An 11,950-nucleotide genomic window follows, 5' to 3' on the forward strand; every position below is an offset into this window, starting at 1 on the left:
AGTTAGATGAGTTTTGTGGTAAGTAAGACGCTTAAATTTCTGCAACGGCTAAGCAGGTGACATGTACCTGCTGGCACCCCAATTCGATTAGGCAATTGTGTAGGGCTTGAATAGAACTGCCCGTAGTGACCACATCATCGACAATCAGAACATTGCGATAGCGCACTGCATTTGGTGGCGTTAATTGAAATTGTTGTTGAATATCACTCATACGTTCTAAACGACTTAAGCCTTTTTGTGCGTGTTGTTTTAAACGTGTGACAGGTTGCCAAATGGGTACATCCAAGTGTTTTGCCAGATCTTGTGCAATCAGCAAGGACTGATTAAAACCACGTTCTTCTAGGCGTTTCGTTGATATGGGCATAGGAACAATCGCCTGTACTTTTTTGGGTAGTTTGAGCGAGCAGAGTAAGCCTGAAAGGAGTGGTTGAAATTGTAGTTGTTGTTGATATTTATACTGTTGAATAATGCGATCGAGTGGATAGTCGTAACGACATGGTGTCATGATTTGTAGGCCTTGGCGCTTTATGGTTTGCCTTTGCCAAGGTAAAGATTTCCAACAATCCTCACAGACCTGATGCCAATGTTGGGTATCTGCATGGCAAAGTTGACAGGGCTGGAAGCTTCGAAACAGCCCTGTCAATTGCTGGAGTATGGAATTAGATTTAGGGTTATACATAGGCATAGCGTGGTGCTTCAGGCAGCCAGCGTTTCAGCAAGGCTTCTGCATTTTTAGGATGTTCTTTTAATATTTGCTGCGCAGCATAATGCGCTTGATTCAGCAGATGATCATCGCGCTCTAATTTGGCTACACGGAAGCCCATATCGCCTGTTTGTTTGGTGCCAAGCAGTTCACCTGGGCCACGTATTTCCAAATCTTTTTCAGCAATGATAAAACCGTCATTGGTTTCACGCATGATACGTAAGCGTTCCTGCCCATTTTGCGACAGTGGGTTTTTATACAGCAGGGCGCAGAAGCTGGCTTTAGCGCCACGCCCCACACGGCCACGCAGCTGATGCAGCTGAGATAAGCCTAGACGCTCTGCATTTTCAATCACCATAATCGAGGCATTCGGTACATCCACACCCACTTCAATGACCGTGGTGGCAATCAGCAATTGTAGTTCATTGTCCTTAAACTGCTGCATCACAGCCTGCTTTTCATCGGCTTTCATTTTACCGTGTACCAGTCCGATATTCAGCTCGGGGAAGCGTTCTTTAATTTCGGCAAAAGTGGCTTCTGCAGCTTGCGCATCTAATGTTTCCGACTGTTCTACCAGCGTGCAGACCCAATAGGCCTGTTTGCCTTCGGCGCAATTGGTGGCAATGCGTTGTAGCACTTCTTCACGGCGGTCCAGCGGTATAGTCACGGTTTGAATTGGTGTACGGCCGGGCGGCAGTTCATCAATCACCGAAGTGTCCAAATCACCATAAGCCGACATGGCCAGTGTGCGGGGAATAGGTGTGGCCGTCATCACCAGCTGATGTGGTGTCATGCCATTTAAGCCTTTATTACGCAGTGCCAAGCGTTGATCGACCCCAAAGCGGTGCTGTTCATCAATAATCACTAAGCCCAATTTGGCAAAAGCGACATTGTCCTGAAACAGCGCATGGGTTCCGACCACTAAGTTGGCGCTGCCGTCTTGTATGCTTTGCTCGGCGGCAGTGCGGGCTTTGCCTTTTTGCTTGCCTGAAAGCCAAGAAACAGTTAAGCCCAAAGGCTCAAACCATTTTTTAAAATTTAGATAATGCTGTTCTGCCAAAATTTCAGTCGGTGCCATCAGTGCCACTTGCCAGCCTTCTTCTAAGGCATGACAGGCAGCCACGCCTGCAACCAGTGTTTTACCCGCGCCAACATCACCTTGAACTAAACGTAGCATGGGCTTGTTTTGTTTTAAATCTTTGGCGATTTCTTTTGAAACCCGCTTTTGCGCGCCAGTCATTTCAAAGGGAAGGCTGCCAAGCAGGGCTTTAGCAAAAGTTTTACTTGGACTGAATGAGGGTGCTTCAATTTGCTGAACATAAGCACGGCGGGTCAGCAGGCTGACTTGATGCGCGACCAATTCTTCAAAAATCAAACGCTGCTGCGCAGGGTGTGAGCCTTGTGTCAGCTGCAGCATATTGGCATTTACAGGCGGATGGTGAATATAGTCCAGTGCTTGTTTCAGCGCATAGCCATTGGTGAATTTTTGCGGCAGCAGTTCAGGTAGGTCATCGCTGTGGCTTTCTAAAGCTTGCTTCACAAATTCACGCAGTTTAGGCTGGGTGAGTCCATCAGTTGCTGGGTAAATGGCAGTGAGCTGTGTTTGTGGCAGCGGCGTGTGTTCAGTGATTAGCTGCAGCTCAGGATGATACATTTCCAGTCCGCGTGCACCGACACGTACTTCACCAAAAATGCGCAGGCGGGCGCCCAATTTGGCACGGTCAGTAATGCCTTTATAAATATGGTAAAAACGTAAGGTGACTTTGCCTGTATCATCGTCCAGTTGTACAGCCATCGATTTGCGTTTACCCGGCGGAAAGTCGACACCTTTGACAATGCCTTCGAGCAAATAGCTGCGTCCAACGGTCAGCTGATTCATGGGTATAATAGTGCTGCGGTCTTCATAGTCACGCGGCAAATGAAACAGTAAGTCGTCGGTGGTGAAAATATTCAGTTTTTCAAGCAATGCGGCAGCAGCGTTTCCTACGCCTTGCAGTTGATGAACGGCAGCCATTTCCCCTCAGTCTGTTTTGGACAGATGTTAAGTCTGTGATTAGGTGCTAAATGCATATTTTATTTATAGGTTATGGTAAAACATCTCAGCGCGCTACAAAACTGTTATTTGAGCAGGGCCACCAAATTACCACAATCAGCCAAAGCCCGAAAACGGATGAATATGCCAATCATCTGATTCAGGATGTACATCATTTGAATTTAAGCGGTATCGCGCCTATAGATGCAGTGTATGTATTGCTATCGCCCAATGCGTCTACTGTGGAAGCTTATCAGCAGACCTATGTCGATACGGTTCAGTCCATTGTTCAAGCTTTAAAAGGGCATCCGATTCAACGCATCGTTGTCGTGTCTTCTACTCGGGTCTATGGCGAAAATGCCGGTGAGCGTGTGGATGATGAAACCTTGCCAAACCCTATAGATGCGCAGGGCAGGCTGCTGCTGGAGATGGAGCAACTATATCAAACTGCTTTTCCTGCGCAGTGCGTGATTATCCGCCCGAGTGGGATTTATAGCGGTGCATCTGCACGAATGCAGAAGCTGGCAGAGACAACAAAAAGCTATCCAAATATTCACTGGTCCAACCGGATTCACATTGATGATTTAGCGCGTTTCTTGGTATTTATGCTTCACGTGGAACATGCTGAAAAATCATATATTTGTACCAATAATATGCCACAACCTTTGCATCAGAAAATTTTAAATATTCAACGTGAGTTGAATCTGCCTGAGTTGGTTTTGGAAAGTGATAGGGTAACAGGGAAGCGGATTTATGCGGACAGGATGAAATCAGCGGGCTTTCAGTTGGAGTATGAGGATTCTTAAGTATGCTTAATATTAGGTTTTTTATCTTAATGTTTTGATATTTATGTGAAATTAATAGTTTGTGTAACGTGTGTTAAATGGGTTTTTAGTAAATCATAATTTTTGATAAGATAAATTTTTAATCAAAATAAATTAATAATTATGGGTTATAGATCTGGTGGGATGGTGTTTCCATTCAAAGGTGATCTAGACGAATTAGTTGACTTAGTTAACAATTGGACTGAAAAATGCTTTGAAATTTTAGCCCCTAATTTGAAAGCAAATGAAACTATTGAATTAGAGTTAATTAAAGATAACGTGGTCATTATTCATAATTACAGCTTTTTCTTCTCTGCTTATCAAGATAAGGGTTTATGGAGTGAAAGGCTTAAAAAATCTTCATTGAATGATTGGGTAATATTTTTTGAATGTGTAGATAGTTTTAATGTAGCCAGTTATTTGATATTTAAAAATAATATAGAGGTTAGGCGAGTTTCTGAGTCTGAAGATCAGGCTTTTTATCAGGATGGTGAACCTCAAGACTTTGAAAAAGAATGGCTTAATGCATCAATAGCTTATGAACATGAATATCAAGAAGATGATGAATGGAAGGAAGAAATTATAACTGATCCAAACTTTTCCTTGGATGACATTGAAGAGTGGGAGAATTATTACAAATTTTATTATGTTGGCTCTATAAATAATTCCACCAACCATTTAGCTAGACAGTTGCTAAGTGACTTATCAAATAAATATCTAGGTTTTGATTTGATTAATGATTTTTATGACTTAGAGAACAAAATTACTCTAGGTTATGGTGATATTACTGAGAATCAGTTAATTGTAAATAAACAGAAAAAAAGCTTTTTTGAGAAAATTTTATTTTGGAAGTAACATTCATTTAACATAAGACCTCTTATACTAAATGCATATGTAAGCCCAAAACAGAAATATCCATTTTCTTCGAAGTAAATAAAAAGGGGCAAGTCTTAAAACTCACCCCTCATCCCAACCTTCTCCCAAAGGGAGAAGGAGCTATAAGGATTTACTTCTTCTTGCGCTTCAAGCGTTTCTTCGCCTGTTCCGCAACGACTTTATCCAGTGCTTCTTTCAGTTCATCATCGCTGAATGTCGTAATGTGTTGCAACATTTGCAAGGTCACATCATCCAATACAAGGTTGGCGTACTGAGCAACATTTTGGAAGTTTTCATCAAACACAATCGCATTGTCTTCATTGGTACTGATGTAGCCTTGCTGTGTCAGTACCTTAATAAAGCTTTGGAATAAGGCTTTATCAAAGAATTCTGGTGAGTTGAACTCATACAGCACAGATAGACGCTGACCAACCAAATGGCTCAGTTCTTCAACCTGACGCGTAGAAATATTGCCTGAACCACGCTGGGTGATTAAAGCCAAGGTCATGTAATAACGTTCAAGGCTCTGCATCACAGGTGCAGCCAACACCACCAATTGATTGTGATGTTCACTGTTTGGCGCAGGTGAAACTAAGTTGCCTTCGGCGTCTTCAGAAATGAGCTTGGCTTGAATCAATGCTTCAGCATAAGCACAAATCTGATCTTTCAGCTCTTCATCTTTCCATTTTAAAAACAGTTCAGCTTTTAAGAATGGATATAAAGTACGGATCACATTGATTAAGTCGCCACGGCGGATGGTGCCGTTATGTTCAACCATTGCCGCAATCAGTGAAGGCAAAATGAATGCATGTAAAATGTTATTGCGGAAATAGGTCAGTAACACGGCTTGACCATCTTCAATGGCAATAATGTCACCCAAGACATGCTTCACGCGTTTGATCAGTTTAAGCTTTAAGCCGTAAGCAATAATTTCTTTACCTGACAACGGTGTCACTTGCATACGCGAATCATACGGCAGGGCAGTGAGCAGGTTGCGGTAGGTATCAAGCTGATTAATACAAATTTCTTCGTCCAGCGTATGTTTTACAGTAGCTAGTAAAATCAGAGACAGCAAAGACACAGGATTGATTACTGCAGCACGGTTGATGTTTTCCAAAATCGCATGTGCTGAGCTTGTCACAGCTTCTGAAACTTCTGGTGGCATCGCATCGTCATTTTTTTCAATTTTGACATTGTCTACGCCATGCTGTTTTAGAACATCATTGAGGAAAACAGGCTCGCCAAAGTTCACATGCACCTTGCCGAAAATACGTTCAATTTTACGTAAAGTTTTAACAATACCGAGGATTGATTCGCCTTCTTTTGGCTTACCGTTCATTTCGCCAACGTAGGTTGCGCCTTCCATTAAGCGTTCATAGCCAATATAAGTTGGCAGGAACACAATCGGTTTTGCAGGATTACGCAGATGGCTGTGTACCGTCATTGCCAACATACCCGTTTTTGGCGGTAACAGACGGCCAGTACGCGAACGACCACCTTCAATAAAGTATTCGAGAGGCGTATTACGCGACAAAATGCTGTATAAATATTCTTTAAACACAGTGGTGTATAAGCCATTGCCACGGAAGCTACGACGGATAAAGAATGCGCCACCGCCACGTAGAATTTGGCCGACAAATGGCATATTTAAGTTATCACCGGCAGCGATGTACGGCACCATCATCCCGCGTTTGTAAATCACATAAGACAGTAATAGGTAGTCAATATGACTGCGGTGACATGGTGTATAGACAATTTCATAGTCCTTAGCCAATTCACGTACGGTACTGAAGTTATGTACTTCTACACCGTCATACAACTGTGTCCACAAACGTGTTAATGCAATATCTGCAAAACGCACCGTTGAGTGAGAATAATCGGACACGATTTCATTTAAATAACCAATCGCACGACGCTCAGCTTCGACCATACTAATTTTGCCACGAATACTTTCACGGCGAATCGCATCTTGCACATCAGGGGCTTTGATGAGACCGTGCATGACATTGCGACGGTCAGATAAATCTGGGCCTAAAACGACTTCACGTTGACCATCAAGATAGTCATTTAGTGTGCTTAAGATATAAGTGGCTGGTGAAAGGTTTGGATGCGTGGTTTTCGCATAATCGATCAGCGCACGTAGTGATTGTGGCTCATGGAATTCGATATAAGTTTGACGTCCATGCAAGCCAATATTCATGAGCTGCTTAACACGGCTTGGTGTAGACCACGTGTCTGTAAATAAAAGCTTTAACCAAGAATCTTCTTTTTCTGGATCGCGTCCCCAAAGCAAAGTGACAGGAACAAATTCAATATCTAAATCAGGTTGTTTTTCTAAGGCTTCGACTAAGCGCAAAAGGCGCGGTGGAAAAGCATGTGGCGGTGGGTTAAGTAAATTATTTTCATCGCGATGTTGCAAAAATAATACTGAGGCTTTTTCAGTATGTGTCCCTACATTGAGCGGGTCGAGCGCGGCATGTAATTTTAAACGACGGGTTTCACCATCGACCACCAAGGCATTACTACGTGAGTGTGTTTGTAATACGTAGCAGACAATCTTTTTAGATTGCGGGGTATCTGATGTTTCTGCGATCGCGGGTTCAGTAGGCACTTCGCCAAGAACGTGTGGTGTTACCACGAGGTCAAGAAGCTTACTTGAAAGCTTACGATACATTTGACCAAAGCCAGGCTTGGACATAAAGACTCCTACTTGAATGAACCAGCCCGATTAAATTTCGGGGGATACAATTTTTGCATAATTTTAGCGAAAAACAGTATGTCATTTTCTAACATTTTATAGGCATATTGTAAGATTTTATCGTTAAAAAACGTATTTTTAGCAGATAATTTCGAAGAAGAATGTGACAGTCCAGTCAGGCAATCTTTAGGGTTTTACTGGGTTTTTATGGCAATATAGTGCTGAACTGTGAATTTAAATTTTGCCTGATTTCAGGTGATCCCATGTAAATAGGTCGTATATGAATGCTTTAACTCAAGAGTTAGTTGAACTGCTTAGCTTAGAAAAGCTAGAAGAAAACATCTTTCGCGGTCAAAGCCGTAATTTGGTGGGCAAGCGTGTGTTTGGCGGTCAAGTCTTAGGCCAAGCACTTCGTGCAGCATCATATACCACCGACCGTCCTGCACATTCACTGCATGCATATTTCTTGTTTGGTGGTGATGTAAATGCGCCAATTATTTATGAAGTTGACCGTATTCGTGATGGCCGTAGTTTTGTAAGCCGTCAGGTACGTGCTATTCAACATGGCAAGACCATTTTTATGTGCATGGTGTCATTTGCAGAACAAGAAGAAGGCTTGAATTATCAAGTGGCTGAGCCAGAGTATCCTGCAGTTGAAGATGTAAAATCAGAAGCTGAACTTAAAAATATGTTGGTTGAGTTTGTACCTGAAAATGTACGCGCATCATTTATGCGCGACCGTCATGTGGAAATTCGCCCAATCGATCCGCAAAATCCGTTCCAGCCACAACCTGCTGCGCCATCTTATGCACATTACATTCGCACACATGACAAAATTGCAGATCATGTAGATGAGATCTCGCTCCATCAGGCGATTGCGGCATTTTATTCAGACTTTACTTTAATGACAACGGCGCTGCGTTCGCATGGTTTAAGCTATTTATCGCCAAGTTTACAGTGTGCCAGCATTGATCATGCTATGTATTTCCATAAACCATTTCGTGTGGATGAATGGATGCTATACGACATGGATGCAACCATAAGCGCTAGCTCGCGCGGTCTGAATTTTGGTCGTATGTGGCAAAATGGCGAGTTGGTATGTAGTACTACACAAGAGGGTTTAATTCGTTTACGTGAAATTGAAACGCAATAAACCTTGAGTTGTGTACATTAAAAAAGCCGAATCGATCGATTCGGCTTTTTTATTTTAAGCTGTTCACAGAATGTATAGCTGGCTTTAAAGTTTAAATATTTTTTTCGAATGTAGTAGAAATTTACTATCGCTTAACATCGTTCATTGGAGATGCTTAGCAGGAAAATTGCAGGCCTTTACACAAATAAATATCGAATCTTAGGCCTACGCATGGCATAGTGCCTTGAAGTATGTACTGAAAAAAATGACTCAGCTATGAGCTTAAATACCCAAATTTTTATTGCAGCCATTTTAGGCATTGCCTTTGGCTTTTTAATGAATCTGTTTCCAGACAGTGGATTCTTTAACTCGAGTTTATATGGCTTGGGATTAATGAGCAGTATTTTTATTGGCTTACTAAAAATGCTATTGATCCCTCTCATTTTCAGTTCAATCGTTGTGGGCGTTTCTAATTTACAGGCAGGTGGTCAGTTAGGCCGTGTCTGGAAAATTACTTTGGCTTGCTGTGTAACCACGACCACGCTGGCACTGATATTGGGTTTGGCTTGTGCACATATATTTCAGGTGGGGAAGGGTGTGGACATTCAAATGTTCCAAGAGGCCATGGCACAACATCAAAGTCCAGACACGCTGACACCGTCATCCTTTTTTACCAACTTTATTCAAAATACATTAATTAACCCATTTAAAGCCTTTGCCGAGGGCAATGTGCTGGCAGTCGTCGTGTTTGCTTTACTCATTGGCGTGGCGTTGGTACAAGGTGGCGATAAATTCCGTAGCGTACGTAAACTGAGTGCGCAATTTTTTGACATTATGATGCTGATGATCAGCTGGGTCATGAAACTAGCGCCCTTGGGTATTTTTGCGCTCTTGGCGAAGTTAATTGCGACAGAAGACATTTCAGTGCTGAGCCGTTTGGCTGAATTTGCTGCTGTGGTAACAGGAACGACCATTTTTCATGGTGCGGTGGTATTGCCACTCTTATTGTGGATTTTTGGCAAGATGAGCCCAATCACATTCTTTAAGGGAACACGTGCTGCACTCATCACAGCGTTTGCGACCAGTTCCAGCTCTGCAACCATGCCACTGTCTATGAAGTGTGCACAGGAAAATTTAGGCGTCCGTCCACAAACTGCAGGTTTTGTAATTCCATTAGGCACACAATTGAATATGGATGGTACTGCGCTATATGAAGCGGCTGCTGCACTTTTTATTGCAAATTTGATGGGACTAGATTTGAGTTTGGGGCAACAATTGATTGTCTGTGCCACCGCCATGATTGCCTCTTTGGGTGCGCCGGGCATTCCAAGTGCGGGCATGGTGACTATGATTATGGTATTGCAGTCTGTTGGTTTGCCTGCTGAAGCGATTGCGATTTTACTGCCGATTGACCGCTTATTAGATACAGTACGTACGGTGGTTAATGTACAGGGCGATATGATGATTAGTGTGGTGGTTGATCGTCATACGCGAGAAGCTGAAACAGTAATAGAAAGTTAATTCAATATTGAGTTTTTTCTGCGCCGTAACGCTGTAAAGCATTTTAACCACGAAATGAGCACAATAAAAAGCAGGCTACAAAGCCTGCTTTTTTAATTTTATTTCAGCCCAAATAGTACTAATTAGCTTTGGATAATCGCTTAAGCGGCAACTTTAGGTAGTGCGCGTTTAGCCGCAGGAGACTGATCTAAGTAAGCAATCGCATCTTCTGTTTTTGCTTCATGGACTGGATCATACCAAGGCATTAAATAACCCAATTGCTGAGAAACCAACCATAGCGGATGTGGCATTAGACGGTTGTCTTTTTGTGCGATGCGTGACCATTCACGCCAAATCCAAGGTTTATATACCGCAGGCTTAATTGATGCATAACGTGGATCTTGTCCTAAAATATGGGCAGCACCATCAGTCCAAAGCCCAATAACAGCCACAATCACAATTAAACTTTGATAGTAGCGAGAAATATAGCCACCACCTAAATGACGATAAAGATCAAAAGCCACCGTGCGATGTTCAATTTCTTCTGCGCCATGCCATTTGACCAAGTCCAGCATATTGGGATCTGCGCCCAAGCGTTGCCATTCAGAGTTATATAGTACGTATTTTCCTAACACACAGGTCATGTGTTCAACCGTTGCAATAATCCCTAGGCGGAATAGATCCCATTGATGTTCGAGTGCTTTAGGTACTTCTAAGCCCATGGGTTGATCGGCCAATACCTTGCCAAACAAGAAATCCATAATTTTTAAGTTACGGCTCACATCAATATTGCGCACCGTTAGATATTCTTTATTCGCAGAATTATGTGCTTGCGCATGCATGGCTTCTTGGCGGATAAATGCTTTGACGTCCTCCGCAAGTTTTTCATCGGTAATTTTAGGCAGTACTTTGTTGTACAGGCGGCAGAACCAAAATTCGCCTGCTGGCAAAATCATATTAATTTCATTAATAAAGTAGCTGACAAAAGGCTGGTTGGGAATCCAGTCAACCGGCGTATCCTGCCACTCAAATTTGACTTTACGCGGTTTAATGCTGTAGCTGATGGAAGAGCCTATTCTTGAGTTTTTCAGGCGGGAGAGCAATTTCATCTGACGGTCCTTATTTTAATTTTGTGAAGCTGTTCACATTTATATATAGGGTCAGTATGAAAAAAATATCCTGTATTGTAATTAGCAATACAGGACATTTGGTTGTCAAAAAATGATGATTATGGTCAGACAATCTGACGCATTTTACCGTTAAGACGGATCTTTTGGCGCTTGCTCGGCAGGCAGTTCAGCGTCTAAAGCATCATCAAATTCAGTCTCTTCAAACTCTGAATCGAAGTCAGCATCATCAAAATCATCTGCTTCGGCATCTGGAATGCTGGCCAAATCAAATTCTGCAGCCTGTTCAAGGGTAAAGTTCAAACGGCCGCCCATCACGCTGGCAAGTTCTTCTAAGCCCTGTTTGTTTAACGATGAGAAGGTTTGAATCGAGAACTGCAGCTTCATTTTTTTCAGCTGCGCTTTAACTTCCTGCAGCGCTTTAGAAGCAGGGCCGCGGTTGAGTTTATCTGATTTAGTTAAAAGTACATGCACGAATAATTTACGTGAATATGCCCATTCCAGCATCATCACATCAAAGTGCTGCAGCGGGTGGCGGATGTCCATTAACAGGACAAGGCCTTGCAGGCTTTCACGGTGAATCAGGTAATTTTCGAGTTCTTTTTGCCAAACAATTTTCATCGCTTCAGGTACGGCCGCATAGCCATAACCCGGCAAATCGACCAAACGCTGGTCTGGATTGCCCAAGCTGAAAAAGTTGATCATTTGCGTACGGCCAGGGCGTTTTGATGCGCGGGCCAATTGCTTTTGATTGGTTAAGGCATTAATTGCGCTAGATTTTCCTGCATTTGAGCGGCCAGCAAAAGCGATTTCATAGCCTGTATCTTCAACGCATAAATTCAGCTTTGGCGCGCTCATTAAGAATTCAGCTTTACGCAGCCAGTTTAATGCGCGTACAGAGTATTCAGTAATAGCTGGATCGACTTTTTTTTCGTAGCTGATCTTTTGCTTAGGCGCATGAGCTACCTTACTGTTTCTAGATTTTCCTCTGTGCTGATGCATAACTCGACTTCAATGACTGATTTACAAGCAGCCATTATAAAGGAACTCGTTCGGGC

At 42.7% G+C, this 11,950-nt stretch carries 9 protein-coding genes; 4 read left to right on the forward strand and 5 right to left on the reverse strand.

The annotated features are described in order from the left end of the window. Positions 1 to 31 precede the first annotated feature (31 nt). Both DYI81_RS09535 and recG read right to left on the reverse strand, forming a co-directional pair. Positions 32 to 679: a phosphoribosyltransferase family protein gene (locus DYI81_RS09535; protein ID WP_117007463.1), complete on the reverse strand. Its 648-nt coding sequence runs from the start codon at positions 677 to 679 to the stop codon at positions 32 to 34. Then, complete coding sequence (recG, locus tag DYI81_RS09540; protein ID WP_117007430.1) at positions 672 to 2,717, reverse strand: ATP-dependent DNA helicase RecG; 2,046 nt, start codon at positions 2,715 to 2,717, stop codon at positions 672 to 674. Before recG ends, DYI81_RS09535 begins: the two co-directional genes overlap by 8 nt. Before the next feature lie 50 nt (positions 2,718 to 2,767). Here recG and DYI81_RS09545 point away from each other — a divergent pair, with 50 nt between their 5' ends. Together DYI81_RS09545 and DYI81_RS09550 are read left to right on the forward strand one after the other, a co-directional pair. Beyond that, a complete protein-coding gene (locus DYI81_RS09545) occupies positions 2,768 to 3,541 on the forward strand; it encodes an NAD(P)H-binding protein (protein ID WP_117007431.1) in 774 nt (257 codons plus the stop codon). A gap of 141 nt (positions 3,542 to 3,682) precedes the next feature. After that, a complete protein-coding gene (locus tag DYI81_RS09550) occupies positions 3,683 to 4,414 on the forward strand; it encodes a hypothetical protein (RefSeq protein WP_117007432.1) in 732 nt (243 codons plus the stop codon). A 151-nt stretch (positions 4,415 to 4,565) separates the two neighbouring features. Here the strand turns inward: DYI81_RS09550 and plsB are convergent, their stop codons facing one another. Next, a complete protein-coding gene (gene plsB / locus DYI81_RS09555) occupies positions 4,566 to 7,133 on the reverse strand; it encodes a glycerol-3-phosphate 1-O-acyltransferase PlsB (protein ID WP_106984021.1) in 2,568 nt (855 codons plus the stop codon). Positions 7,134 to 7,413: 280 nt separating this feature from the next. Between plsB and DYI81_RS09560 the strand changes: the two genes are divergently transcribed. Both DYI81_RS09560 and DYI81_RS09565 read left to right on the forward strand, forming a co-directional pair. Continuing rightward, on the forward strand, positions 7,414 to 8,286 hold the full coding sequence (locus tag DYI81_RS09560) for an acyl-CoA thioesterase II (RefSeq protein WP_117007433.1): 873 nt from the start codon (positions 7,414 to 7,416) through the stop codon (positions 8,284 to 8,286). Positions 8,287 to 8,541: 255 nt separating this feature from the next. Next, entirely contained in the window at positions 8,542 to 9,786 is a 1,245-nt protein-coding gene (locus DYI81_RS09565) for a dicarboxylate/amino acid:cation symporter (protein ID WP_117007434.1), read from the forward strand. Positions 9,787 to 9,926: 140 nt separating this feature from the next. On the opposite strand, the gene DYI81_RS09570 is transcribed toward DYI81_RS09565, so the two are convergent. Next, the gene (locus tag DYI81_RS09570; RefSeq protein ID WP_117007435.1) at positions 9,927 to 10,874 is read right to left on the reverse strand and encodes a metal-dependent hydrolase; all 948 of its coding nucleotides are present in this window, start codon (positions 10,872 to 10,874) and stop codon (positions 9,927 to 9,929) included. A 150-nt stretch (positions 10,875 to 11,024) separates the two neighbouring features. Then, positions 11,025 to 11,894: a ribosome biogenesis GTP-binding protein YihA/YsxC gene (yihA, locus tag DYI81_RS09575; RefSeq protein WP_106984025.1), complete on the reverse strand. Its 870-nt coding sequence runs from the start codon at positions 11,892 to 11,894 to the stop codon at positions 11,025 to 11,027. Positions 11,895 to 11,950 lie beyond the last annotated feature (56 nt).

The organism is Acinetobacter sp. SWAC5, from assembly GCF_003419885.1.
Taxonomy (GTDB): Bacteria; Pseudomonadota; Gammaproteobacteria; order Pseudomonadales; family Moraxellaceae; genus Acinetobacter; species Acinetobacter cumulans.

Excerpts from the sequence above, each read along its gene's own strand:
- DYI81_RS09535 (WP_117007463.1), bottom strand. The coding sequence starts at position 679 with ATGTATAACCCTAAATCTAATTCCATACTCCAGCAATTGACAGGGCTG.
- DYI81_RS09565 (WP_117007434.1), top strand. The coding sequence starts at position 8,542 with ATGAGCTTAAATACCCAAATTTTTATTGCAGCCATTTTAGGCATTGCC.
- yihA (WP_106984025.1), bottom strand. The coding sequence starts at position 11,894 with ATGCATCAGCACAGAGGAAAATCTAGAAACAGTAAGGTAGCTCATGCG.
- plsB (WP_106984021.1), bottom strand. The coding sequence starts at position 7,133 with ATGTCCAAGCCTGGCTTTGGTCAAATGTATCGTAAGCTTTCAAGTAAG.
- DYI81_RS09550 (WP_117007432.1), top strand. The coding sequence starts at position 3,683 with ATGGGTTATAGATCTGGTGGGATGGTGTTTCCATTCAAAGGTGATCTA.
- DYI81_RS09570 (WP_117007435.1), bottom strand. The coding sequence starts at position 10,874 with ATGAAATTGCTCTCCCGCCTGAAAAACTCAAGAATAGGCTCTTCCATC.
- DYI81_RS09560 (WP_117007433.1), top strand. The coding sequence starts at position 7,414 with ATGAATGCTTTAACTCAAGAGTTAGTTGAACTGCTTAGCTTAGAAAAG.
- DYI81_RS09545 (WP_117007431.1), top strand. The coding sequence starts at position 2,768 with ATGCATATTTTATTTATAGGTTATGGTAAAACATCTCAGCGCGCTACA.
- recG (WP_117007430.1), bottom strand. The coding sequence starts at position 2,717 with ATGGCTGCCGTTCATCAACTGCAAGGCGTAGGAAACGCTGCTGCCGCA.